The organism is Fundidesulfovibrio putealis DSM 16056 (genome assembly GCF_000429325.1).
Lineage (GTDB): Bacteria > Desulfobacterota > Desulfovibrionia > Desulfovibrionales > Desulfovibrionaceae > Fundidesulfovibrio > Fundidesulfovibrio putealis.
Genome location: NZ_AUBQ01000014.1, coordinates 24,861 through 50,845 on the forward strand (window position 1 = coordinate 24,861; position 25,985 = coordinate 50,845).

Consider the following 25,985-nt stretch of genomic DNA (forward strand, 5'->3'; position numbering starts at 1 on the left):
TCGCTAACGCAGGATTGAAGCCAAGCCCAGGCTCACCAGAGCCAGCGGGGCGGCGTATTTGACGAACACGGTGAACCCCTGCTCCAGGCGCAGGCGGCCCGTGGAGACCCTGAAGCAGGTCACCGTGACCAGCATCAGGGTCAGGCACTTGGCCACGTGCCAGATGAGGTTCACGAGCACGTTGGAACCCAGGGGATTGGGCCAGAACAGGGCGACGACCAGCTCCAGCACGATCACCAGCTTTACGGCGGACATCAGGTTGAAGGCCGCAAGCAGCGGGCCGGAGTATTCCAGCAGGGGGCCTTCGATGACCTCGGGCTCGGCCTCGGGGATGTCGAACAGGCCCACGCTCATGGTGCCGGGGATGAAGATAATCATCGCGGCCAGGGCGGGAAGCATCACCGGGTCAAAAAGCAGCGGCCCGTTGGCATACTGATAGTTCATGATGGTCTGAAGGGACATGGCCGCCTCGCCCACGCCTCCGGCGCGAGCGCCGCAGGCCAGGAAAGCTGCGATGAGCGGCATCTCGTAGGCGAACATGATGGCCATCTCGCGCGAGAAGCCAAGCGCGCCGTAAGGCGAGCTGGAGGCCGAACCGGCCACCATGAAGGCCATGGCCGGGATGGGCAGCAGGTACAGGAGCAGCAAGAGGTCCCCAAGGCCGGTGACGCCGGACCACACGCCGCCGATGGGCATGAGCGCCGCCGTGACCAGCACTCCGGCCAGTCCCAGCACCGGGGCCAGGATGAAGGCCGCCTCGTTGGCCGAGGTGGGGATCAGGGTTTCCTTGGTGCACAGCTTCAGGATGTCCAGCGCGGGCTGGATGAGCGGCGGGCCGACCCGGCGCTGCAGACGTGCCGCCACGCGGCGGTCGATGCCCTTGAGGAACAGCCCCAGGGCCAGTGCTGCCGCTCCGCCAGGGAAGACAAGCAGGGCGAAGGTCGCTTCCAGTATATTACTCATTGTGGCCTCCGGCGCGCTTGACCTGGAAGTAGCCTCTGGTCATGCGCGACAAGAGTTGCAGAGGTGTGGCGAAGATGTCCGAGGGGCCGAGGTGGGTCTGATGGATATCCACCGCCTCGCCGCAGGTGTGGATGGCGGTGCGCCGCGCCGTGCGGATGAGCTTCATCGCGCCGAACCACAGGCCGCCGCCGGTCACCAGGATCATGAAGCCAAGCAGCGTGATGTCCAGGGTGCCGGGGCCGGAGAGCACGCCCGACAGCCCGACCACCGGAGGAGTAAGCCCGAAGCTTGTCTCGATGGCCGCAATGGGCATGAGCCCCAGACCCGGGAACAGGCCGGTCAGCAGGCACAGCCCGGAGAGGATCAGGATGGGCAGGCGCATGAACAGGCCGGGCTCCTTGGCGTGGGCCGCCGCAGGCGAGAGCTGCCCGAAGAACGCGGAGTGCATGAACTTCAGGAAGTAGGCCAGGGTGATGACGCTGGTCAGGATGGCGATGATGGCCAGCAGCACCTCACCCTGTTCGATCAGCGCGTAGTACAGGATGAACTTGGAGCTGAAGCCGTTGAAGGGGGGCATGCCCGCAGCCGAGAACAGTGCGGCCGCGAAGGCCAGCAGCGTCAGCGGCATCTTGCGGCCGATTCCGCCCAGCTCGTGCAGCGAATGCGCGTGGGTACTGAACATCAGCGCCCCCGCGCAGAGGAAGGCCAGGTTCTTGAAGATCATGTGGTTGAACAGGTGCAGCAGGCCGCCCGCCACGCCAAGCGGCGTGGCCAGGCACACGCCCAGCACGATGTACCCGAGCTGGCTGACCGTCGAGTAGATCAGCATTTCCTTGATTCCGGTCTGCACCAGGGCCTGGATGCCCGCGTACAGGATGGTGATGCCGCCGATCCAGGCTCCCACGTACAGGAGTGAATCAAGCGCCTGGGCGGACTCCGGGGACACGTCGCGCGCCAGCACGAAGCGCACCAGCACGATGCCGAAGGGCGCGCATTTAAGCAGCATGGCCGAGATGTAGCCGCTCACGGGCGTAGGCGCGGTGGGCGGGTGCATCTGCCAGTCGATGCGAACAGGCAGCATGGCCGCCTTCATGAGCATGCCAAGGACGATGAGTCCCACGGCGAACAGCCACTGCGAGGAGGGCTGCGCGGCCAGGGCGCGGGTCACGTCCTCGAAGCCGTAGCCGCCGGACGAGGTCCCCAGCAGCAGGACGCCCAGGAACAGGAAGGAGGCCCCGGCCAGGTTGAACAGGAAGTACTTGGTGCCTTCCTTGCGGGCCGCAGGGCTCTCCTCGTGGATGATGGCGAAGAACAGCGGCCAGCTGCTCATCACTTCCCAGAAGCAGAAGAAGGCCACCAGCGACGTGGCCGAGGCCATGCCCACGAGGCCTGCGATCATGGTCAGGAACACGGCGATGAAGCGCCAGCCGGTGTGGCTGTGGGTCATGTAGCCGGTGGAGTAGGCGATGTTGCACGCGCCGGTCAGCAGCACCAGCGCGGCGAAGGCCAGCTGGTAGCCGCCCCAGGAGCCGGACTCGGCGACCAGGGCGACAAGGGCCAGGATGAGGCTCGCGGTGGCGATGACACCGGCCTTCTTGAGATCCGCGCGGAACCAGATGGCTGCGGCAGCGCCGATGATGGGCAGCAGCGCGGACACGGTCCAGGTCACGGAGAGTGAGGCCAGCACGTGCTCGCCTGCGGGGACCAGGGCGTCGGCAGCCGGAATGACCAGACCGGCCCAGGCCTGCGGGAACACGCCGGAGGCCAGGGCGGCGGCGGCGAACACGCCAAGGGCCGCGCGCATGCTCACAGGGAGCTCCTGCACGGGCTTGCCGGTGTAGGCGTTGAAGAACAGCACCTTGATGATCTTGCCGTAGTACACGCAGCCGATCAGGCTTCCCGCCAGGATGAGGGCGGCGGTCCAGGCGTGCCCGGCGGTCACGGCGGCGTGCAGCATCAGGAACTTGCTGAAGAACCCGCCGGTGAGCGGCAGGCCCATGATGGACACCAGGCCGATGGCCATGCACACGCCGGTGAAGGGCATGGCCTTGCCAAGGCCCTTCAGGCCGTCGAGCTGCTGGGTTCCGGCCCGCATGATCAGCCCGCCAGCCGCGAGGAACAGCAGGTCCTTCATCACGGCGTGGTTCACCACGTGGGTCAACGCGCCGGTGGTGGCCGCCCAGGTGCCGATGGACAGGATCAGGGTCACTTCGCCGATCTGGGCCAGGGTGGAATAGGCCAGCATGCGCTTGATGTCGCTCTGGCGAAGGGCCATCACCTCGCCCAGGACGAAGGTCACGGCGGCGGCGAAGGACAGAAGCGAGGACAGGCTCTGCCCGCCTCCCGAGAGCGACCCGGCGGCCATGAGGGGCGCGAGAACGGCGAGGCCGAGAACGCCCGCCTTGGTCAGCAGGCCCGACAGAGGCGCGGAGATGGACGAGGGAGCCACGGGGTGGGCTGCAGGAAGCCAGGAGTGCAGCGGGAACAGACCGGCCTTGACGCCGAATCCCGCCAGCATCAGCAGGGCTATGCCCAGGGCGGCCACGGGGCCGAAGGCCTGGAAGGCCGTGGCGGCCTGGACCAGCCCGGCGTGGGGCTCAGCGGCTTGCAGTGCGAACAGGCCCACCTGCATGGCGTATGCGCCGCCGGCGCACATCACGAAGTACAGCTTGCCCGCGTCCAGGGCCTCGCGGGAGCGCTTGTGCACCACCAGCATGTAGGAGCTGAAGGTCATGATCTCCCAGAAGGCAAACAGGCCGCCCTGCGTCGGGGCGGTGGCCAGGCCGATCAGGGACGCGATCATCAGGAACAGGAAGAAGAAGTAGTGGTTGCCGCCCTTCTCGTGCTCCATGTAGCCGATGGAGTAGACCGCTATCAGCGCTCCGGCCAGGGCGAATAGCCCGCCGAACAGCTGCTGGAGCGGCGCGAGCCCGGACTCGGCCCAGAAGGCCGCCACCATGGCGGCGGCGAACACGCCCACCAGGATGTTGCGCACCGAAGGCATGGAACGCCCGGCCAGGTACAGCACGAACGCGCCCAGGTAGGGGATGAGCACCGGCAAGGGCCAGCCGCCCTCGAGCTCCGGCAGCGCGGCTGCGGCCTTGCCGGTCAGCGACGCGGCAAAGCCCTGGGCCATGTGCACCAGGGGCTCGGGGAACAGACAGGCCAGCATGAGCGCCCCGGCCAGTCCCGCCAGCAACGGGAAGGAGGACGCCCCGCGTCCCGCCTGGGGTTCCTGGACGTCGGACTTCTCCAGACACGCGGCCTGGACGATGCGGATGGTGTAGAGCGCCGCGCACAGGCTCGCGGCAGCCATGGCCAGGGCGGTCAGCCAGTGGCCGCCTTCCACGGCGGCGAACAGGATGAGCCCCTTGCCGCCGGGAGCCTTGAAAGGTCCGAGCCCGATGGCCGCGAACACCGCGAAACCCAGAAGAAGCGCCACGAAGGGCTGGCGCGCTCCCGCGCCGCGAAGCCCGTCGAGGGTCAGATCGTTATGGCCCGAGCCGGACGAAAGCCGCGTCAGGCTCAGGTACCACAGGGCGCGCGCCCCGGCCTGGAACATGAAATGCGCCGCCGCGCCCGTGAGGCCCGACAGCGTTCCAAGGCTTATGCCTATGACTATATACCCGACCTGAGCCAGGGCGGAGAACGCCATGAGGCGCTGCATCCGGCCCAAAGACTTCAGGGCGCGTATTTCTCCAAGGACCGCGATCGCCGATCCGGCAAGCAGTCCCAGTTGCGTGGACAGTTCCATGAGAGCCTCCTTTCCGGAGGCTTTACCTCAGCCCACGAACGATTTCTGTCCGCCAGCCGACGCTTTTTCAGGAATTATTCAGGACACGGATGCGCAAGATACTTCAGCTCATCCATATTCTTCACAAGATATTCCCCTCGCGCAACCTTTTTCAGGATGCCGTCCTTCTCCATGCCGGATATCAGCGAGGACACAGTCTGCCTGGATGACCCGACAATGGTGGCGATATTGTCCACGGTGAGCCCCACGTGGACCAGCAGTCCCTCGTCGGTCTCGTCGCCGTGCACCAGCGCCTCCTCGTAGAAGTAGGCGGCCACGCGCTTGTCGATGTCGTAGAAGTACAGGTTCTCGATAAGCGAGATGGACCCGGACAGCAGCTTGCCCAGGGACATGAACAGCGGCAGGCTGAATCCCTGGTTTTTCGTAGCCAGTGTATAGAACTTGAAAACCGGGCAGGTGAGCACCGCCGAGTCTTCCATGGCCACAACGTAGGCCCGCGTGTGCGAGGTGTAGATGTCGCCAGGCCCGAGAAGGACCAGGGAGAGTTCCTTGCCGTCCAGCCCCAGATAGACCCGGAGTTTGCCTTCCTTGACTATGAAGACCAGATCCTCCTTGCTGTGAGGCATGAACAGGATGTGGCGTTTTTTATAGCGGCGTTCGTTCAGTTGGGACAAAAGGTCGCTGTTCTCGGGCCTGTAGAGCGTTTCGAGAAGGCCTTGGCCGAATTTTTGATTTTTTAAAGACATTTGAGATCACCATGCAGAGAGCTTTTGCACGGCTCGATCAAGTCGCTGACTTCCAAACAATCCGTAAATCTGGAGGGTTGGTCCGAGTTCGGCAGGAGAGTCAGATCGGGGAATCAAGCAGCGTCGAGATGGCCCCTGACATACGCCAGCACGTCCGGTGAGTCCAGCATGTAAAGCTTGAAAAATGGCAATTTTAACACATCCCGAAGTGGCCGGCCTCCCAGAGCATGGCGGCAGCGGTGGGCGGCATCGCCGACAGGCCTGAAACCTCAGCATAATTTGGCGGCTCGAAGCTTGACATCGAGCAGGCTTACAAACAAAAGGGACTGGTTGAGATATGGTTACGGAGATGGCTCCATTCTCGCGCATCGGATATCTTGGGAAAGTTCGTCCTGTTCTGGCAGCTCATGACGAGTTTTGACCGACCTGCGGGCATATCGCTTCACCCTCCTGGGATGTACTTATGCCGTACCGTCTTATGTGAAACGAAAGGCGAAAAACATGGACGCTTACTCCAATAAGATCCTTTTGATTGATGACGACAAGTTCGTCCGCAAATCCATCGAATGCCTCCTGGAAGACATGGGCTATGCCGTTCTTCCCGCCGAGGACGGATTCCAGGGCCTGAACCTCCTGAAGCAGCACCCGGACGCGGACCTCGTCCTCGTGGATCTGATCATGCCGCTGATGGACGGCTTCTCCTTCATTCAGAAGGCGCGGGAGTTCTCGCAGGAAATACCCATCGTGGTCATCTCGGGTGTGGGCATCCTGGAACAGGCCGTGGAGGCCATCCGCCTTGGCGCGTGGGATTTCATCAACAAGCCGATCACCAACAAGGACCTGCTTGAGATCATAATCAACCGCAACATTGAAAAATATATGGCCCTCAAGGCCAGCAAGGAATACCAGGCGTTCCTGGAGAACCTGGCCAAGATGCGCTCCAACCAGCTGGACGAAGCCATCGCCAGGCAGAAGTCCATCGTTGAATGCGCCAAGATCGACGTTTCCATCTATGCCAGCGTGTTCAGGCTGCTGCCGATCCCCACCCTGCTGGTGCAGTCCAAGAGCCTGAGGATCTTCGACGCCAACGACGCGTTTCTGAAGCTGACCGGAAGGACCTCCGAACACGCACTGGGCGTGACTCTGGACGAACTGGGCTTCGTCCTGCCCGATTGCAGCCAGACCGTGCAGACGGCGGCCCAGCTCGCAGAGCTGCCTGAATCCGGCGCGCCCATTGCCTGCAAGACCCCGGACGGGAAAACGATCCAGGCGACGCTCAAGATCATCCCCTTCAACGAGGACGGCATCGATCACCTGCTCATGATGTTGTTCGAGGCACGCCAGGAAAGCGCCTGATCCGTCCGCAATCCCCGGTGCGCCAGATCACCCGCCTCTCCCGCGCATGCCGGGCGACGGTGCGATGTTCGGTGATCAGGCGGGAGCAGAAGCCCGCTCTCCGCCAATGCGCGCTGCCCCTGCCGGAGTTCTTCCGGGCTGCGCCCTCTTCCCACTCTCCCGCGCATAACCCCCTCTGCTCCGGCGCATGGCGGCGTCCCGCCAGCCGATTCAAGGACCGGCCTGAGAGCCCCTTTCCCGCTTCCACTGCTTGCGCCCGGATTAGCTGGCCGCGCCGTCAGTGGGGCACAGGCCCGGAACCGACCCGGTTAAGAGGCTGGTTCTCCGGCGCGAGAAACCACTCCATGTAGGCGTGAGCCGCAAGCGTTCCCGTCTCGAAAAGCGTGCGGATGCCTGCGTCGGAGATTTTGAAATCCGTGGCGCGCACGCCGTTGGCCTCGATGAAGATGGTGCGCTGCCAGTCCGGCAGGTTCAGGAAATTGCTGGCCGTGACATCGGTCATCAGGCCGATCATGGACCGCAGGTAGCTCGGGAATGATTCCTTCTCGCGCGCCTCTTCGACAGGCTGCCCATTCTGGGGCCGCACCACCGAGCGCGTCTCCACCATCAGGCCCAGCGTCTCCTTGTTGTAGAAGCGTTGCGCGTTGCGCTCGGACGGGTGCTGCAACAGGGAGAAGAGGCTTTCGTCATCCGAGCGGGAAAGCCAGACCCGGTCATCGTAATAATTCAACGGATAATTCCAGGTCAGCCCACCGTCCACGCAGAGTTCCCCGGTCTTGAGCCTCGCGGCGCTGAACAGGAAGGGGATGCTCATGGAGGCCCGCAGGGCTTCCCATATGCGCACGTCAGGCGTGTTTTGCGCGTTGAAAATGAATGGGCACTGGTGCGTCACATTGGTGGCGACCACCGTAAGGTCCCGGAAGCGTTTCGGGGACTGTGCGGCCAGGGCGGCGAGCGTGGCAAAGCTCAGGTCGGCATCTCCCGCCAGGTCGTGCACGTGCCGCCTAAGCCACATGGCCAGACGCCTGCCGTGGAACCACCCATACTCCTTGATGAGACGCGTGAAGTCCCGGACAGGCCACACCGAACCATCCAGGAGCCCACCCAGGAAACGGCTGGTCATCATCTCGCCCAACTGCTCGGCCTTCCCGCCCAAAGCCAGATGCGCGGCCATTATGGCTCCGGAGGATGTGCCGCATACGCGCAGAACGCCGTCGAGAACTCCAAGCTTCTCCAGCGCCGAAATCGCGCCAATGTAGGCGATGCCTTTGACGCCGCCCCCCTTGAAGACAAGATTCCTGAATTGCGACATGCACGGCCTCCTCTTGGGCGGCTTGCAAGAATGGTTCAAATTGCTGGCGTATTTATACGAGCAATTAAAAGAGACCAGGCCGGAACGGCCTTTGCGACAAGACTGTCTTGAATTTTAAGACTAAGAACAGGTCCGGAAATACAGGATTCACTCTCGCTTCAGCCCCTCCCAGACAATGAAACGATGCAATTACAGATACTTAACATATGGCACAACAAATGCTTACAGGAAGCAGATCAAGAAGAATAACGCGCAGGAGCCCGCCACATGAAAAGAACCCTGTCGATGCTCATCGCCTGTTTCACAGTAATCTCAGCAGTTTGTGCGCAGGCATCGACCTATGAATTCAAGGACAGCGATCCCACGGTCATTTTTTGGCCAGACTTCCAGGCCTCAGCCGCCAACAACCGACACAATCAGAACAGTACGGATGTGATTGGCGATCCACAGATCACAGGCGGCACGTTTAACTTTTCCGGCCATTCGCTCCAATCCGTCGCCTTGAACTACACCTCCACCAGCAACGTCCTTGTCCCAGCAGATTGGTTCTTCGACTTCAATAACGACAGCCAGTGGGATTATGTCTTCCACAACAGCAATACCAACTACAAAAATGCCGACAACTACAGAATCTATGACATCTCCGGCCTGCATATGTCCATAGACGGGACCACTGTCTTCACGGTGAACGGTGCGTCCATCGAAAAAATCGTCGCCGCCCCGAGCGACGGAACGGACACCATGGGGAAGTCGACGGTCCACGGTGGCTATGACTACTCCCAGTGGCCCGGCGGCTATTACGGACGTTACGACCACCCCGTCCGCATCGACGACAGGCTCCTCGACCCGCGCAACGCCATCGCCATAAAGGACCAGGCCGTAACAACCAGCCTCATAAACCCCGTCCAGCTCATTGGCAGCATCTCCTTCAATGGCTGGGACGACGCAATCAACAAGTCCACCGGCTTCAATACCGCCATATGGGACCTTGGCATGCCTGGCCTGAACCTGGATCAGTACAGCGGCAAGACCTTCACCTACGCCTATGCCATGCTGTGCGCCAACGACGTGGTCTACGGCACGGCTCCGGTGCCGTCTCCCGAACCTGGGACAATGCTTCTCATGGCTGCCGGAGGACTTGGCGTGATCCTCCTGAACCGCAGGGCCAAAAGAACCAGGCTGTAAAGGCCTTCGACAAATCGTCGAGTTTATTTACAAACCCGGAGGTAAACACGCCTCCGGGTTTTCTCTTTTCCCTCCACTGACACTTCCAGCATTCCCATCTCTTCCCATTGTCTGCACTGGACGAAGCCGCAAAAGTATTGCTAGGGATTTCCCACCCTTTTGCAACTCCGGAACTGAAGGCACACAATGATTCAGGAATGGTTCTGGGCGCGAACCGCGCAAGCCGCACCACTCGCACGGAGACTCGGGTATGTCCGGGAACATCTCCGGCAAAAAGCCCGCTGGATGCGAAACGTCCAGGCGTGGCTGCCTCATCTGGAAAAATCCAAGGCTTTCATCCGGAATACAATCCAACAGTGCTCCGGAAACGACATGGTGGTCGTCGCCGGCTCAGGCATGTGTCTGGACATCCCCCTGGAAGAGTTGTCGGCGACATTCAAGAAGGTCCTGCTGGTGGACCTCGTGCACCCGCGCGAGGTTGTGCTTCTTGCCGGAAAACTCGGGAACGTTCATCTCTGTCTGCATGACCTGACCGGCATCCTGCCCGCTGTAGCCGGAGCCCTGGACGGCGGCGGCCGCATGCCGCTCGAATCGATGGGGCGGGCAGGCCCCGAAGCGCTCGCCAGGGAGTTCCCGAAGCTGGCTGACGCCGACCTCGTCATCTCAGCGAACACCCTGGCCCAACTCCCCCTCATCCCGATGGAACGCCTGTGGGCCACGGGCATATACAACGACTGCGAACTTGAAACGCTCGCATCAAATCTTGTGGCCGGCCACATTGCATGGCTCCGGTCGTTCGCATGCCCGACCGCCCTGCTCACGGACCTGTTCTGGATCAGCCTCAGCGAGGAGATCGCCCAGACCACCTCTCCCCTTTACGGAGCGCCCCTGGGAGAACCCCAGGAACGCTGGGAGTGGCGGATCGCCCCAAGGCCGGAAGCGCATCCCGACCGTGACATCCTGCATATTGTCGGTGCGTTCCTCTTCCCTTCCCAGGCACGCTAGACCGCGCCACTCCTCGGATTGAAACTCTGGAAAGGAATCCGACATCCTGTTGTAACTTCTTACAACTTGGCCGGATGTTTGCAAATTCACGGGACGCCAGAGGCCTGGGAAGGCGCATTCCCTGCCAAACCCATCCATTTCGCGCATGGCATGTTTCTTGAAAACAATTGTTCATGCTTAGGGAAGAACTTTTAATACAAAACTCCATGGTTCCAACTCACCAGCCAAAATCCAAACTGGATAAGATCACAATCTGTTTTGATCTATCCACCCAATTGGCGCTCAGGCTTAGACAGCACTCACAGCAAACAAAAAAAGCTCAGAATTCTCTCCTCAATTCGATCATCGAGTCCTATTTTGCGAATATCGACAATGAACACAATCATCAGAACGCCAGAGACTTCCGGAAATTCATACGCAAGGACATCTCAATACCTGCTGTCATTGAACTCAAACTCACGACAAACGAAACGCAGTACAAGCCTGTGCATATATTCAACATATCAAATGGTGGCCTTGGCATCAGAATGGAAGAAAAGAGCACTCGTGTTCTTGAAAACATAAACAAGCAGACGCCGTTTCTGATCATTTTTTGCATTCCTACACCAGAACAGATCGTTCAGATTTTATGCCGCCCTGTTCACGTCACACTCAATGCCGTCACTGAAATAGGAGCGGCATTCCTCAAAATCCCCGAGTCTCTGCGCACGACGCTCAGTCGCCAGTTCGAATTTTAAGCCGTCTCGTTTTTTCAGACTGACACCCCTATTTTCGTGTTTCTTGCATTGACCGATTCTAAATGCACACGTAAATTGAGCCTTGACTAGAACAGCGCCCCGCGCAGGATAAGAGATGTTCAATATATAGCATCTTTCGGACCATGCATGATTCCATGGTCCGAAGAGGTTTCTCCGATGGCCAATGTCGTTGTATTCGAAAAAAGCCCTGATCTTTTTCACGACATACTCGACATCTCTCGAGGACTGCCGCATTCCATTACACGTATCACGAATTTCAATGAGATTATCGACGACGACCACAGTCTAAAAACAGACCTGCTTGTCCTCAACAAGACAGGGAACATACCGCTTGCCAAGTTGTACCCGCGCATCACCGGGATGCACACCCCACCGAAAGTCCTTGTAGTTGTTGACAAACCTGACATCACGGAACTGGAATTCGTTCTCCGCGAAGGTGCGCTGGACTACATCCAGCGTGACAACGCCATTGAGCATCTTCAGGCCCTGCTGACCAGGCTCGACGGGGTGCTTTTCGAGGAGGAACTGTCCTGGGCGGACGTCGGGGAGCGATTCCATATCTTCGGCTCCTGCTCAGAAATGCGCAAATGCCTGAAAACAGTAGCAAAAGCCAGCAAGAGCGACGTCTCCGTCCTGATCCACGGAGACACCGGAACGGGCAAGGAACTCTTTGCCCGGGCCATCCACGGCCTGAGCGAGCGCCGCAACGAGAACCTCATCGTGGTAGACTGCGCTTCGCTTCCCGCGACACTCGTGGAGTCCATCCTCTTCGGTTATTCCAAGGGCGCCTTCACCGGAGCGGACTCCAAAAGCGAAGGCCTGGTCATGCGAGCCCACAAGGGCACACTCTTCCTGGACGAGGTTTCCGAGCTCCCCATTGACCTTCAAAAGAACTTCCTGCGCGTTTTGCAGGAGCGCCGCTTCCGCCCTGTGGGAGCAAAAAGCGAAGTCGAGAGCGATTTCCGGCTTGTCGCAGCCACCAACAAAGACTTGTCACAAATGGTCAAGGAAGGCCTCTTTCGTGCCGACCTGCTCTATCGCATCCAGTCGCTCAAGCTCAATCTGCCGCCGCTGCGCGAACGACGCGAAGACCTGATCGGCCTGGCCAACCAGCTGCTGCTGAAATCCTGCGAGAAAAACCGGGTCCCCATGAAGAGTTTCTCCAAGGAATTCCTGGAAATCCTGCGCAGGCACGATTGGCCCGGCAACGTTCGCGAGCTTGAGAACGTGCTCGATTCCGTGGTGGCGATCTCGCACAACCAGCCGATCATCTACCCGGAGCAGTTACCTTTTTATATTCGGGTCAAAGCCGCCAAACGCTCGCTGGGGCAAGAGGGGACCCCTGCGCCACGGGTTGACCCCATGCAGGAACCCACCCGGGAATGGTCCGGCCGCCCCCTGCCCAGCTACAAGGCTTACCGCAACGAGCTCCTGGAATCCATGGAGCGCCAGTACTTCCGGGAGCTTCAGCGCTCCAGCCGGGGGGACATCGCAAAAGCCATGAAGATGGCCAACCTGTCCAGGGCGCGCTTGTACGAGTTCTACAAAAAATACAATCTGACCGGAGCGAACAAGGACGAGCACTGATCACACGGATTAAATTGGCATGATTTTGGCTGGTGGTATTATTTTTACCACAACCCAGGTGTACGGAATGCAACAAATCATGATCTCAAATCCATCCCCCCCTCCCCCGCCTCCGCCCTCGCCCAGCGTATTCTCTGGCGGGGTTGAACGTCGGCGAACAATCCGCATACGCCGATCGGCCCTGCTTGATGCAAAGCTCGAAACACTTGACCGCCCCAGCATCAAAATTGCCGAAACTCTTGACGAGTACATTCAGGCGTTCACCGTACTTCACGACGTCTACCTCGCTTCCGGCTACATCAGCGCGCCTGCGCCGTACGGATTCAGTTTCGGACTGCACCACCTGTTGCCCAAGAGCTGTGTCTTTGTCTTCAAGTCGTATCTTACCGTGCTGTCGACCATGAGCTACATCCCTGACACCCATCGCTTCGGCCTGCCCATGGACGACCTCTACAAGCCAGAGCTCGACTCACTGCGCGATGCAGGACGCAAGGTGGTGGAACTTGGCTCCCTGGCCACGCTCCCGCAGCGCCGCATGCAGAATCTCATTGTGTTTCTTGCCAAAGCAATCTTTCGATATGCCCTTTCCACAAAAGCAGACGACTTGTGCATAATGGTTAATCCAAAGCACGTCAGATTTTATGAATCAATTTTCCTATTTGAACCATTTGGTGAAGAGCGACACTACGAAAAAGTGAACGCTCCGGCGGTTGCACTTCGCGTCAATATGCAAAAAATTGAGCCCTCACTCTACGAGGCCTACGGGAATGCGGACTTCGAGACAGATTTACACTCGTTCTTCGTCAAGATGAATTCGCATGTCATTGATGAAGACATCAGGGTGGAAAATGCGGAGAAGAACATGCCGCTCGAATCCGAGATCGCAAGAAAGCTGTTCACCTCCAAGCCAGACCTGTTGAAATCTCTTCCCGACGAACAGCGTATTGCCCTAGAATCCCTCTACCATAAGGCATTGTACGCAGGACAACGTTCATAACCAGCCCACCGGAGGCAACGAGGACCTGGATGTTCAAAAGGATAATTGTGACTCCTCCAAGAAGTGCCTGCTAGCCATGGCTGACATCATGGACATTGATGCTTTCGTCAGTAAGGCCGCCGCAATCGTTGGCCCTGATTCCCTTTTCACGGACAACAGACACCTCGAACAACTGACGGACAACAGCCTTGCGACGCCAAGAAGTCTGGCCTGCCACGTCCGCCCCAGGACGTCGGCCCAGGTGAAGGCATTGGTGGATCTGGCCCGCGAAACCGGCGTGCCGCTCTACCCGATCAGCCGAGGGCATAACCTGGGCTATGGGGACCGTTCTCCCGTCACGGATGGGAATGTGCTCCTGGATTTGTCCATGATGCGTGCAATCCGGAACTATGACGCAGAGCTGGGCCACGTGGAGATTGAGCCGGGCGTGTCCCAGCAAGACCTGTACGAGTTCCTGCAGGCCCAGAAACAGCCCCTCTGGATGGACACCACCGGAGCAGGCAAGAACGCAAGCATCATCGGAAACACCCTGGAAGGCGGATTTGGCCACACCCCCCTTGGCAATCACCGGGAGGAGTTTGCCGACGCCGAGGTCGTACTTGGAACGGGCGATATAATCCGGACCGGGATATTCCCCAACCTCGGTCCGGACGTAAAAGGAATTTTCGTCCAATCGAACTTTGGCATCGTCACGGCAATGCGCATTCCGCTCATGCCTGTTCCCGAACACTTCGAATCGTTCGTCATCAAGGCGCACTCAAAAGACTCGCTCCCCGACATAGTCAATGTGCTCCGCAGAATGCGCCTTGAAGGGATCGTGCGCAGCTGCGTCCATATCGCGAACCCGATGCGCTATCTCATTTCCTCAAAACTCTGCCCGGCAGAATACGCCAACACACTCCTCGACGACGACGACGCGATTCGCATCATGTCCTCCCCGCTGCTCTCAGTGGGCCAATGGAGCGCCGCAGGCGGGTTCTATGGCCTGCGCAAGACCGTAAAAGCCCACAAGTCCACTTTGAAGCGCGCCTTCAAGGGGATCGCCACCGTACAATTCTTCAGCCGTAAGACGATAGACCGTTTGTCCGCCATCTTCCAGACCATGTCGGTGGTTCCGATTCCTTTCTTCAGGAAGGTCTCCGAGTCCCTGGATTCCTTCAGGAGCATCCTCGACATGATGATGGGGATTCCCACAGACGAGGCATATAAAAACATACTATGGAGGGTCTCGAGCCTCAAGGACTTCGGGCTCATCTGGTTCGCTCCCGTTGTGGACGCCAAAGGGGACAAGGCCAGGCGGATCGTCGAAATCGCCGCGCCGCTGTATCGCGCGCATGGCTTTGAGATGCCCCTCACCTTGACGCTGGTGTCGCCGAGCAGGCTTGTGGGCATCCTGAGCATCACCTTCAACAAGAATAATCAGGAAGAGAAGGACCGGGCACATTCGCTGTACAAAGCCCTCTATGCGGCGTTTTCAGCCGATGGCATTCACACATACAGGACCAGCATCATGCAGATGGCGGACCAGGACCTCATGCCTCCCTGGAAACGGGACTTCCACAACGTCCTGAAGCACGCTCTGGACCCCCAGGGAATCATAGCCCCTGGGCGATACGGCATGAAATAATGCCGACGATACATATCCATGCGAATTGTCTTCCGTCATGGCGACCCGCAATGAACAAGCTACGCTGCCCTATGATTTCATCCCCGTACAACCGGACTGGAGTAGATGAATGACATTCATCGTCGACAAGCTCAAAGGTGTCGTATCACACTACGAGGCGGACGGAATGCGCGGCATTCTTGATGCCGTCCGGACCAATATTTGGGAACGTAGGACATTCTTATTGTTTGCAATGAACATAGCAGACCAACACTGGGACATTGATGGGAAATGTGGGAATCTGACTCTCCGAAAAGGCAATACTGGCGACATTGGAATGATAGTAGACTCTTGGCCTCGTGAATTTGAGCGTGTTTATAAAACAAGGAAAATTCTTGAAAATGAAATTACAAAGAGATTCAATGACAACATTCCATGCTTTGTAGCCACAGACAACGGATCTCTAGTCTCAGCCATATGGGGCACACCATGGAACTATACTTTCGATAAACTTAAAAACGTTACATCAGAGAACGCTACAGAACTCATCAATCTTTTCGTCAACCCCAACTACCGGAAACTCGGAATAGGTTCGCAACTCATAAAATTCTCGATAATGCAAATGGCAAAAATTAACTACACATATGCCATGGGTAGAGTCCTACCGCACCGTACAGTGATACAGAAAGCACTCTACAACATTGGCTACTCCTGCCTTGGGCGTATGACGTACACCACCGTCTTTGGGAGTCGCTCCTGCCGCTTCGAGGAGGCGCAGCAGCAATCCGTACCGTCTTCATCCGCATAAGGGGCTCCCCACGCCTTGGCCTCCACCTGGGAGCGCGCCCGCTCCAAGGACTGGCATCCATCCCTACGCTCACCCTTCAAGCTTTCCGACCATCGCACGCAGCCAGGGCTTGATCGGCGTGATCAAGGCGCGCACCAGCGCCTTCTTCCTGACAGCCATTTCCCAGGCAATCTCTTTCCCGCTTTGCCTCAGCGCTGCCACGTCGTTCATGGCAGACAATGTGCCTCACCAGGAAATGCGTCTGTGCCTCAATTGCGCCGGACAGACGCACAGCGAAGCCACCAGGAATGACCGCACGGACAAGACGACTGACAATGCGGGCCAACCCCGCTCGAACCCATCGTGGAGGAAGACGTACTCCACCGGTCGACGAACAAAAAAAAACGGGGTTGCCGAAGCAACCCCGCTTTGCCTTGCAGTGCTACTCTAGTTGGAGCGGCGGCTGCGCCTGCGCAGGAAGGCCGCGCCCAGAGCGCCGATGCCCAGCAGGGTCATGGTCGCGGGCTCAGGGGTAGCGTAGATGGTCATGTCGCCGGAGGACTTGACGGTCTGCTTGAAGGAGGCGCCGGACACATCGAAGGCCTTATCCAGGTTGATGCTGCCGTCCAGGGTGGACATGGCCACGACCAGGGGGGACAGTTCGTCGAAGAGGTCCTTGCCGTTGTAGAAGAACACGTTGTCAACCAGGACTTCCATCTGACCGAGCAGGTTGAAGGTACCGGTCGAGTAGCCGATCTTGTCAGCCTGGGGGATCAGGTTGATGCCGCCGCCGTCGGTCATGGTGACCTTGGCGATCTCGACAGCTCCGCCGCCGTTGTCGTACCACATGCTGACAACTTCGCCGGCCACGTACTTGTATTCGAATCCGAGGGGGTTAACGCCGGCAGTGATCAGGCTGGTCACCACGCCGTCCAGGATGCCGTCATCGACCTTGAGGCCGATCACGTCGGTGCCAAGCATGTTGTGGTAGTCACCATTCTTGAAGTACTTGGCGGATTCGGCAACGTAGGTGTTAACGGTGGTCTGCTGGAACACATCGCCGATCTGAACGTCACCCGGGATTCCGGAAGCGGTGAACTGCTGCACGGTCGAGCCGCCAGCCATCAGCACGGTTTCAATGTCAGTGTAAACATTTCCACCCAGAGAGGAAAAGTCCAGGGTGTAAAACGCTTGAGCTTGAGTGCTCACGGCCAGGAAACAAACACACAGGAATAATCTGACAGCCTTTTGCATGGCGCAACCTCCATTTGTTTTCACTCATTAAGCAGGTTCCATGCCAAATACCAACCGCCCGATATCACGTGCATTTATCACGAAACACCCCCCAAAACCGCGGCCCTTGTAAGGATTTCCACTTGCCTGAGTTGGAATTTTTTACAGTCGCCTTATTTCACGCAGGACCGTGCGCGGCCGAGCGATCCTACCTGGCAGAATCCCCGGACTCCCGAATCGACACAAGACGGTGAGCACGAGCACGGAAACGTCGCCCATGAAGAGTGTGCGGCCCGAAGCCATGTGCAGCGGGGACCCGCTGAGACAGGCTGAACCAAACGGTCAGTCGGAAGAGGAGGCGAGAGACAATCCGGGGGAGGCTGATTGAAACGGGCAGGGAGAGATGACCGTGTTGCGCTTGATGGACATGCCGGCATTTCACGCCGACAGCGAACGATGATCGACAAGAAAGCCCCAGGCGGTTAGCCGGGCGGCCATGGTCAGGAATTGGCCGGCACGGGCTTCGAGCGCGGCTGGACCCCCAGGGTGCCGAGCAGTTTCGCCGTGGCCCTATCCGATATCCACTTGTGCGGCACGGAAATCAGCATCGTCAAGACTACACTGGCCAAAGGGGTGAGGACATAATCCACGGGAAACAACTTCACTGCCACGACGAGTACAGCGCCATGGACGAGGAAAAACGAGTAACAAAAAGACTGTATTCCGAACAACGCACTCGCAACCGGCGCATGCCAGCACCACCTATTGGCGACACTATCCAAGCGGGTTGGGAAGGTAATGCGAACCGCATATCCCGCCACAAACGACAAAAAAAGCACATCGTCCATCCTGAAGCAGTAATGCAAAACAGCAAAGCACGCGAAGTACGGGAGAACCCTGTAGTACCCGCCTAAAACAGCAGACAGATACACCGTGAGATACAAGAACAGAATCAATGTTATGAACCAGGATATCACATAGACAGGATTATCCAGGAACATGCTGCCCCCAAGGAATATGGCAACATATTCCCATGGAAGCGCCGGTTTGTACTTGTACAGATAATTAGCACACAAAACTGGAACAATGACGACCCAATACGGAACAAGTATTCCGACCACACGGCGGAGCAGCCATTTGTGAGGCGACCCTTTCGACATTATTGAATAATATCCAGAAATAAAAAGAAACAACGCGCATATATTATAACCATTCCGGTCCAAAGTCGGATAGCTTTTCAACTTCCCCACCAACGACAGGTAATGATAGATAAATACCAGAAGCGTAGCTACGATCCTGACTGCACTCGGCCAAATAGCAATAGTCATATCTAACTCCGGAATTCAAAAACCCGGCACACCGAGCACCAGCACATCCACCCAGCCATCATGACGTGCCAGTAATACGCCATCGTCCACAAAGGCAAGTTCTCAACAAAGACATGAACATTCAAGACATGATACCACTGCAGTATCTGCAGGGCCTACCTGATGCCGGGATCGATACGGAGCCATCTCCCAACAGGACACCTGGAGTACGGACGCGCCATCCTAAGACATTCACAGCCAGGACCGACGTTACTGATCGATCCCATGTTTTCTCAACAGGTCGTAAAATGTCGGCCGACTGATACCCAAGGTTTCTGCTGCTTTCACAATATTTCCGCCAGACCTGCTCAGGGCGGCCTCGACCAACTGTTTCTCAACCATGGACCTGGCTTCCTTCAGTGTGGTCACGGTTGGTATTGCCGAAACCGAATCACCGGCAAATACAGGCTCAAAACCGAAATCCGCCGAAGTGATCGAAGAACTCGTCGACATGACCACTGCCCGCCGGACCGAGTTTTCCAACTCGCGAACGTTTCCAGGCCAGGAATGCCGAACAAGGGCGTCCAATGCGTCCTTGGAGAATGTCTTGTTCTTCACACCAAGACCTTCGCCGTGTTTGCGCAGGAAGTGCTCGGCCAGCAGCAGCACGTCCTGCCCTCTTTCGCGCAAGGGCGGCAACTTCAGGGTGACGACGCCAATCCTGTAGAACAGGTCCTCCCGAAAGGTTCCCGCACGCATGGCTTCCTGAATATCAATATTGGTCGCGGCAACGACACGGACGTTGACTTCAAGATTTTTGCGCCCGCCGACCCGCTGAAAGACCATCTCCTGGAGAAACCGCAGCAGCTTGACCTGGAGGTTCGTCGGCAGTTCGCCGATTTCATCCAGGAACAGCAACCCTTTGTCTGCGTATTCCACCTTGCCGCGCACGGTGGAGACCGCGCCGGTGAAAGCGCCCCGTTCATGCCCGAAAAATTCGGATTCAATCAGGTTCTCAGGCACGGCTCCACAGTTTATGCACACCATGGGCCCAGCCTTCCTTGGCGAAAGCTCGTGGATGGCCCTGGCGATAAGCTCCTTGCCCGTGCCTGACTCGCCCTGGATGAGCACCGGCACATCCGAGGCCGCGACCTTGCTGACGTTCTCCATCACCTCGCGCATCTGCTCGGATTCACCTACAATACCCGCTGGAGTCGCCTTCCTGCCGACGACCGGCTTGGGCGACGTGCTCTCCTGTTCGATGTCGTAGAGGTGAAACGCCCTGCGCACCATGACCTTGAGTTCGTCAAGGTCGATGGGCTTCAGGAAAAAGTCGTACGCCCCCATGTCCACAGCCCTTCGGGCGTATTCCCGGGATTCGAAACCGGTGATGACGATGATCTTCGACGCCGGAGCTCTCTTGCGCAACTCTTCCAGGCAGGCAAACCCCTGCGACGCGTCCTCGGTTCGAGGGGGCAACCCCAGGTCGAGAGTGACCACTTGAGGGGAGGCTTGACGAAATTTCTCAAGAGCGTCCGCAACGTCCTGGGCAAACACCAATTGATACGGCTCGGAAGAGAGCCCCCATTTCAACTGCTGGCGGATATCCTCATTGTCATCAACTATGAGCAAGGTGCGATTCATGCGGCCTCCTTACCATCCAACGAAGCAGGCGCAGGCAGACGTACCGTGAACACGGACCCTTCCCCAGGGGTGCTGACGACTTCTATAGTCCCGCCATGAGCTTCAACTATCTGTTTGCACTGATACAACCCGATTCCCATTCCTTTGGCCTTTGTCGTCTTGAACGGTTTGAACAGGTTCTCGGTGATGAACTGGCTGGTCATCCCGGCGCCATTGTCCGTGATCCGGAAATACGGCGTGGTGTCTTCCCCGGTTTCAATCGTGATGGATGATCCCGCAGCGCTGGCTTCCCGGGCATTCAGGACCAGATTCAGTATGACCTTGTGAATCTGCGCCTTGTCCACGACTGCCTCGACAGAGGAGCTGACGATGCGCAGCCCTTCCATGGGAAGGTGCTTGCACGTGTCTTCAACCAGCTGGCCGATATCGGCAGTTTCCAGGTTCAGGTTCTCCCTCGTCGGGAGTTGCCGCAATTGGGAGATCAACATGTGCATTTTTGCCACGGTGTTCTCCAGACTCTTCAGCATGTCGCGCTGGAATTCCGGCTCCTGAATGTAACGCTTGGCATTTTCGGTCATGAGCGTGAGTGTGTAAATCAGATTCTTCAGGTCATGAACGATGAACGTGGAAACCTTGCCCATCACCTCCATGTCGCGCGCCTGGGACAGCAGGTCTGCCAGACGCAGATTCAGGAGCGCCGAACAGGCTTGCGTGGCCAGCGCCTGCATCAGGTCGTAATCCTCCTGGCTGAAGTCCTCTTTTTCATCCATGGGCTGGACAAGGAGCACAACGCCATCCAGCCGGTCCTCCTTCATCAGGGGCACGGCGAACATGGCCTTCGACTCGCTAAAGAACAATGCAACGTCCTCGTCAACGTTCTCCAATCCCTGCCGCAAATCGATGGCGCAAGAGGATTCAGCTTCGTTTTGAGCGAATACCTGGGCTATTCCCAGCCTGGGCGGCTCCTGGTGAACCTCCCACCTGCTGACCGGAATCAGCGGCGCATTTTCGGACTCTTTCAGGTAGAGAACCGCCCCCCCCATCCCGAAGGTTTCGCAGAACCCCAACAGGACGGCCTGATGAAGATCTTCACGTGTGCGGGCATTGGCGAGGCGCTTGGTAAAGACCAGCCACTGAACGCGATAGTCATATTTTTCTTTATAAAAGTAGCGCTGGAGAACCCTGGTGAAACGGCGTCGGAAGCTGTCGGAGAGCAACAGCCCCAGTATGCCGACCCCGCCGACGAGTCCGAGCGCCAGCAGCATGGCCTTGGAGGTTGCCCCTCCCGTGAGGGTCATGGACAAACCGAGCCCCCCCAGAAAGAGCAGGTACGCCCCAGCGCCAAACAGCACCAGCGACGTGCGCGCCAGACGCTTGGACACGGTCACCGGGCTCTCTCCGCCCCGGTACACCACCGAATACAGCATCAACGCCATGCCCACGCAGAAACCGATCTGCCGGGCGGGAGCCAGGCTGAAATCGATTGCACGATACAGCAGGCCAAGGCTCAAGGTGAAAATGTGCGCGGCCAGGATGGCAAACGCGCCGAGAATCGCATACTTGATGCGCCACCGCTGGCCATGGACCGCGTTGACCAGGGTTGCTTCCAGGCTGGTCAGGCACATGATCATTATCGCAAGGCTGACGGTCCGCAGGGCAAAACCGACCGTTGACAAGACAAACCCACCAACCACGTGCGGCGACGCCGGTGATACGAATAATGATGGATAGACGACGCTGAGCCCAAGGAGTCCCCCCAGCACGATGCTCACGACGATGACCGTCGGCCAGCCCAGCGTTTCTGTTTGCACGGAATCCGAGCGGCGTGCGTAACGCCTGCTGAACATAAGCCAGGCCAAGGCCCCCAGAAGCTCAAGAACCACGAACAAGCCCGTCAGGACAACCCCGCGTTCATTGCTTGAAGCGAGGACCCCCAGCCAATCCACTCCGATAGACAGAAAAACGCCTGCTATCACGTAGCCCCGCACGCCTTTCCAGCCTGGCCTGAAGAACAGAGACAGGGACAGAGCGGCAGCAAGGCTTACGCAAAGTAACAACAGAATGCTTTGAACAGGGCCTGACGTCACATTGATACCCTACGAGGGGAGGTATTTCACAAGTACCGGCTGGATCGAACGCAGAAAATCCGTAGCGCTATCCGCAGCCGAGGCTTTATCGCCCGGCATGGCAACCGATATCCTGATGAAACTCGTGTCCCGTTTGCTGTTCTTGATGGAGTTCAACACCTCGCTGATCTTGAGGTCGTATTCATTGGAGACGACCTTCCCGCCGACCTGAAACCAATAAATAAACAGATCGGCCACTTCCCCGTGCTGGTACACGGCCATCACTGCGTCCAGGTCCTTGCCGGCAATGGGAATGCTCTTCTTTTCGGAGGACACCTCGACCCAGCCTGACCCAGGAAGGCAATTGCGAGGGGAATGCAGAGGCCCGGCCTTGCTCGCCCCATCGTGGTAACCGACGTAGATGTCCGCGACCGTGCCGTCCGCCTTCTTGTATCGTCTCGCCATGTAGTCTGTAGGACGCAATATCTTCAAGGTTTCCGCATCGAACTGGGCGTCTCCAACCATGCGCCACTCTCCGATCACGGTGGGGAAATCCTCCAGGGGGATAGCCAACGGAGTCGGGCTGTCCTTGTGCGTCGCCATGAAGAAAGCAGCAGCGGCCAACAGCACATAGAGCGTCATGAATTTTAAGCTGCTGATCATACGTTTATCTTCCTGAGCAAGAGATGGATCGCGAACAGCAAGACAATACCAGCTGCGAAAAAGGTCATTCCCGTAAACTCATGAAAGAAGCCCTCTGCGGCTGAGACTCCGATGTGCTGCGCCAACACGCCAGTCACGAACACACGCATGGCGTTCACGAAGATGGCCACGGGAACCGCCAGGACAGCCAGAAGAACGATATTCAGCGTCTTCTTTTCGAAAAGCAGTCCGATTGCGACGGCCAGCGCCAGCATGCTCACCAGAGACCGCAAACCGCTGCATGCGTCCACGACCTCCAGCGTTATATTGGGGAAAAGCAGCTGGTTGCCTTCCCGAAGAACCATCACGTTCACGAAATGCAGTGCCGCCACGGCGGCCTTGGTCATGAACAGTTTGAGCGGCATCGACAGCGTGTCGTATATGATTGCCGGCACGGGCACCATGAACACCAGATACAGCAGCGCGGTGGACAGCCCCTTCAGGACCTTGGTCCCGAAAAGCAGCAGGCAGGCGCCGAACAGCACCACCACGAGCGACATGCGGGTGGTGAAATACTCAGTTGCCAGCCAGCCCAGCAGCAACTGAGCCAGCCCCAGGCCCAGCAAGAACACTCCGGCCCAGGCCGGAGAGACTTCCAGTTCCGCGAGGGACTTGCGTCGCGTGTAGATGATGTAGGCGGAAATGAACGGGACAATGAACCCGTGAGACGAGTTGTCGTCTATGCTCCAGACTTTGACCATGCCGCTCACCACGGGCGCGTAGGTGTACCCGCACAGCAGGGCTGCGAACAGCAGTTGAAACTTGTAGCGATGCAACGCCTGGACCAACGTCAGCCCCACGTTGGGCAGAATAGGAGACTGCTCAGTCGCTTCCACGACGCTACCCTCCCTGCCCGACAAACCAGGCAACGGTTCTGGCCAGACCATCCTCAAGCCCGACCATTGGCTTCCATCCAAGGACACGCCGCGCTTTCGAGGTGTCCGCATAGTTTCGCAGCATATCTCCCTGGCGGATTTCCCCATGCGCGACGCTCACATCCGGCACGCCCGCGGCAGCCAGCGCATCGCGCAACAACTTTGCCAGGTGGAGCACTGTGGTTTCCTCTCCGGTGGCTATCTGAAAAGTCTCTCCGGCTGCCTGATCCTTCGTGGCGGACTGCCTTACCGCCTCGACCAGGTCGTCAATGTACAGGAAGTCCCTGGTCTGGCCGCCGTCGCCGAACACTTCCATGGGCTGCCCTTTGAGCGCCCTGGAGAGGAAACTGGCCACAACGCTGGACTTATGCCCTGAGTACGGCCCATACACATTGCTGAAACGCAAGCAGACGGTCGGCACGGCAAAACAGTTATGGTAGGCGCAGCAATAGCCTTCACCGGCCATTTTGCTGGCGCCGTAGGGCGAAATCGGTCGGGGGACCACCGCCTCGTGAATTGGCGGCTGAGCCTCCCCGGCCGGAGCGCCGCTGGAGGCGAAGACAAAACGCCTCACGCCCGCGTGGCGCGCTCCCTCCAGACAGTTCACGGTGCCCACCACGTTTGCCTGACAGTCCCACTTGGGGTTCTTCACGGATGGCCCCACTCCGGTGTTGGCGGCCAGATGAACGACGCAGTCCGCGTTGGCGAAGGCGCGTTCCACTGCGGTTTCGTCCAGAATGTCGCCGGGAATGAGCTCCACCTCTCCCGAAGCCGGAAAAGCGGATACGTCTGCAGGGCCTGTCTCCGAGAAACGGCAGACCTTGGCCAGGTCATCACGGGTTCCCGTGGTCAGATTGTCCAGGACCCGCACGGCGTGGCCGCCTTCATGCAACAAGGAAGCTATGAGGTTGCGACCGATAAATCCCGCGCCCCCTGTAACGAGCCAGTTCATGCCCACTTGACCCCCCGGAAAATGGTTTCACGGCGGATGTTGCCCTTATGCCTGAGCGCCAGCGCCATCATGGATTGCAGGATCTCGCCGGTGAGGAGCGTCGGCTCCAGCCCCAAGTCCTTGAGCCCGGTATAGGTCGGATTATAGTAATGCTCCTCGGCTTCCTTACGGGGATTGACAATGTTCTCGATACGAACATTCAACCCCATGCCCGCGCCCGCCTCCTGCACCATGCGGGCGAGTTGCTTGACGCTGAAGGTCTCAGTCAACTGGTTGAATATGCGCAACTCCCCAGGACTTGCAGGATTTTCCAATGCAAGACGAACGCATTTGAGCGTATCAATAATGTTCAAATATCCGCGTATCTGGCCACCTGAACCGTAAACGGTCAGAGGGATGTCCGCAACAGCCTGCACAACGAATCGGTTCAACACCGTTCCGAAGAGTTCGTCGTAGTTAAAGAAAGGCATCAACCGTTCGTCATCTCCGGACTCCGGCGTGGTGGCTCCGTATACCGGCCCCTGCATCAGGTCAGTCACCGCCAAACCCCAGGTGCGGACGTAAAACCAGAGCATGTCCGTATCCATGACCTTGGTCGTATGGTAGAGGCTGCCAGCTTGCCGGGGATACAGGAAACGCTGGGTGCGCCCTTTGTGCTCCACGTTCAGCCAGCCTTCCTCGATGTCGATGTCCGGGGTCCCGTATTCGCCCATGGTCCCAAGTTTGACGATATGCGCCTTAGGACAGAACTCACGGACCGCAAACACGCAATTGGCCGTGGTGTTCAGATTGTTGTTCAGCGTCTGGCTGGCAGCCCTGCGACTGAGCATGGAGTACGGCGCAGACGGTTGTTCCGCGTAATGAACGATCGCGTCAGGTTTGAAACCGCCGAAAACTTCGCTTACAAAGTCCCATTGCGTCAGATCTCCGATGAAGACCTTGACGTCGTTACCCGATACGGACTTCCAGCGTGCGGCCCGCTCCGGCAGTGAAGGAGTGGGAAACAACGGGGACACATCCTCGTTCAGGCAGACAGTGCGTCGCAAATAGTTGTCGGCACAGGCAACTTCGTGCCCGTTCTCAGACAAATGCATCGCCGTTGGCCATCCAAGATAGCCGTCGCCGCCAAGTATAAGTATCTTCATCAGAA

General features: G+C 58.3%; 21 protein-coding genes. 8 read left to right on the forward strand and 13 right to left on the reverse strand.

Annotated features, from left to right (window positions below):
* Positions 1-3: 3 nt before the first annotated feature.
* From G453_RS0111520 to G453_RS23635, 3 genes are all read right to left on the reverse strand, one after another.
* The gene (locus G453_RS0111520) at positions 4-963 is read right to left on the reverse strand and encodes a respiratory chain complex I subunit 1 family protein (RefSeq protein WP_027191195.1); all 960 of its coding nucleotides are present in this window, start codon (positions 961-963) and stop codon (positions 4-6) included.
* On the reverse strand, positions 956-4,717 hold the full coding sequence (locus G453_RS0111525) for a proton-conducting transporter transmembrane domain-containing protein (protein ID WP_027191196.1): 3,762 nt from the start codon (positions 4,715-4,717) through the stop codon (positions 956-958). The genes G453_RS0111520 and G453_RS0111525 overlap by 8 nt, the downstream gene beginning before the upstream one ends.
* Positions 4,718-4,791: 74 nt before the next feature.
* Complete coding sequence (locus G453_RS23635) at positions 4,792-5,463, reverse strand: Crp/Fnr family transcriptional regulator (RefSeq protein ID WP_051272343.1); 672 nt, start codon at positions 5,461-5,463, stop codon at positions 4,792-4,794.
* A gap of 501 nt (positions 5,464-5,964) precedes the next feature.
* Between G453_RS23635 and G453_RS26310 the strand changes: the two genes are divergently transcribed.
* Positions 5,965-6,819, forward strand: a complete 855-nt coding sequence (locus G453_RS26310) for a response regulator (protein ID WP_051272344.1) — start codon at positions 5,965-5,967, stop codon at positions 6,817-6,819.
* 277 nt (positions 6,820-7,096) lie between these two features.
* Here G453_RS26310 and G453_RS23645 read toward each other — a convergent pair whose 3' ends face one another.
* Entirely contained in the window at positions 7,097-8,131 is a 1,035-nt protein-coding gene (locus tag G453_RS23645) for a patatin-like phospholipase family protein (protein WP_051272345.1), read from the reverse strand.
* Between the two features lie 267 nt (positions 8,132-8,398).
* On the opposite strand from G453_RS23645, the gene G453_RS0111545 reads away from it, so the two are divergent.
* The 7 genes from G453_RS0111545 (at position 8,399) to G453_RS0111575 (ending at position 16,077) form a co-directional block, all read left to right on the forward strand.
* Positions 8,399-9,316 carry a PEP-CTERM sorting domain-containing protein gene (locus G453_RS0111545; RefSeq protein WP_027191197.1) on the forward strand — a complete coding sequence of 306 codons (918 nt, stop codon included), beginning with the start codon at positions 8,399-8,401 and terminating at the stop codon, positions 9,314-9,316.
* 372 nt (positions 9,317-9,688) lie between these two features.
* Positions 9,689-10,321, forward strand: coding sequence for a hypothetical protein (locus G453_RS26315; protein ID WP_156920892.1), 633 nt, complete (start codon positions 9,689-9,691; stop codon positions 10,319-10,321).
* Positions 10,322-10,494: 173 nt separating this feature from the next.
* On the forward strand, positions 10,495-11,058 hold the full coding sequence (locus G453_RS0111555; RefSeq protein ID WP_156920893.1) for a PilZ domain-containing protein: 564 nt from the start codon (positions 10,495-10,497) through the stop codon (positions 11,056-11,058).
* 381 nt (positions 11,059-11,439) lie between these two features.
* Positions 11,440-12,666 (forward strand): sigma-54 interaction domain-containing protein, encoded by a 1,227-nt coding sequence (locus G453_RS0111560; protein ID WP_169725322.1) that lies wholly within the window; start codon positions 11,440-11,442, stop codon positions 12,664-12,666.
* A 19-nt stretch (positions 12,667-12,685) separates the two neighbouring features.
* Positions 12,686-13,663, forward strand: a complete 978-nt coding sequence (locus G453_RS23655) for an N-acyl amino acid synthase FeeM domain-containing protein (protein ID WP_235731749.1) — start codon at positions 12,686-12,688, stop codon at positions 13,661-13,663.
* Between the two features lie 88 nt (positions 13,664-13,751).
* Positions 13,752-15,290 (forward strand): FAD-binding oxidoreductase, encoded by a 1,539-nt coding sequence (locus tag G453_RS23660; RefSeq protein WP_235731750.1) that lies wholly within the window; start codon positions 13,752-13,754, stop codon positions 15,288-15,290.
* 109 nt (positions 15,291-15,399) lie between these two features.
* Entirely contained in the window at positions 15,400-16,077 is a 678-nt protein-coding gene (locus tag G453_RS0111575; RefSeq protein ID WP_027191200.1) for a GNAT family N-acetyltransferase, read from the forward strand.
* A 69-nt stretch (positions 16,078-16,146) separates the two neighbouring features.
* On the opposite strand, the gene G453_RS27945 is transcribed toward G453_RS0111575, so the two are convergent.
* The 9 genes from G453_RS27945 to G453_RS0111620 form a co-directional block, all read right to left on the reverse strand.
* Positions 16,147-16,287 carry a hypothetical protein gene (locus tag G453_RS27945; RefSeq protein ID WP_156920894.1) on the reverse strand — a complete coding sequence of 47 codons (141 nt, stop codon included), beginning with the start codon at positions 16,285-16,287 and terminating at the stop codon, positions 16,147-16,149.
* A gap of 216 nt (positions 16,288-16,503) precedes the next feature.
* Positions 16,504-17,163: a PEP-CTERM sorting domain-containing protein gene (locus G453_RS0111585; RefSeq protein ID WP_169725323.1), complete on the reverse strand. Its 660-nt coding sequence runs from the start codon at positions 17,161-17,163 to the stop codon at positions 16,504-16,506.
* A gap of 626 nt (positions 17,164-17,789) precedes the next feature.
* Entirely contained in the window at positions 17,790-18,617 is an 828-nt protein-coding gene (locus G453_RS0111590; protein ID WP_027191202.1) for a hypothetical protein, read from the reverse strand.
* A gap of 249 nt (positions 18,618-18,866) precedes the next feature.
* Positions 18,867-20,240 carry a PEP-CTERM-box response regulator transcription factor gene (gene prsR, locus G453_RS0111595; protein ID WP_027191203.1) on the reverse strand — a complete coding sequence of 458 codons (1,374 nt, stop codon included), beginning with the start codon at positions 20,238-20,240 and terminating at the stop codon, positions 18,867-18,869.
* Positions 20,237-22,327 carry an XrtA/PEP-CTERM system histidine kinase PrsK gene (gene prsK, locus G453_RS0111600; RefSeq protein WP_043645552.1) on the reverse strand — a complete coding sequence of 697 codons (2,091 nt, stop codon included), beginning with the start codon at positions 22,325-22,327 and terminating at the stop codon, positions 20,237-20,239. Before prsK ends, prsR begins: the two co-directional genes overlap by 4 nt.
* Positions 22,328-22,336: 9 nt before the next feature.
* Positions 22,337-22,969: an exosortase C-terminal domain/associated protein EpsI gene (locus G453_RS0111605; protein ID WP_043645553.1), complete on the reverse strand. Its 633-nt coding sequence runs from the start codon at positions 22,967-22,969 to the stop codon at positions 22,337-22,339.
* Positions 22,966-23,844 carry an exosortase/archaeosortase family protein gene (locus tag G453_RS0111610; RefSeq protein WP_169725324.1) on the reverse strand — a complete coding sequence of 293 codons (879 nt, stop codon included), beginning with the start codon at positions 23,842-23,844 and terminating at the stop codon, positions 22,966-22,968. Before G453_RS0111610 ends, G453_RS0111605 begins: the two co-directional genes overlap by 4 nt.
* A 4-nt stretch (positions 23,845-23,848) precedes the next feature.
* Positions 23,849-24,835: an NAD-dependent epimerase/dehydratase family protein gene (locus G453_RS0111615; protein WP_027191207.1), complete on the reverse strand. Its 987-nt coding sequence runs from the start codon at positions 24,833-24,835 to the stop codon at positions 23,849-23,851.
* Positions 24,832-25,980: an NAD-dependent epimerase/dehydratase family protein gene (locus G453_RS0111620; RefSeq protein ID WP_027191208.1), complete on the reverse strand. Its 1,149-nt coding sequence runs from the start codon at positions 25,978-25,980 to the stop codon at positions 24,832-24,834. Before G453_RS0111620 ends, G453_RS0111615 begins: the two co-directional genes overlap by 4 nt.
* Between the last annotated feature and the right edge of the window lie 5 nt (positions 25,981-25,985).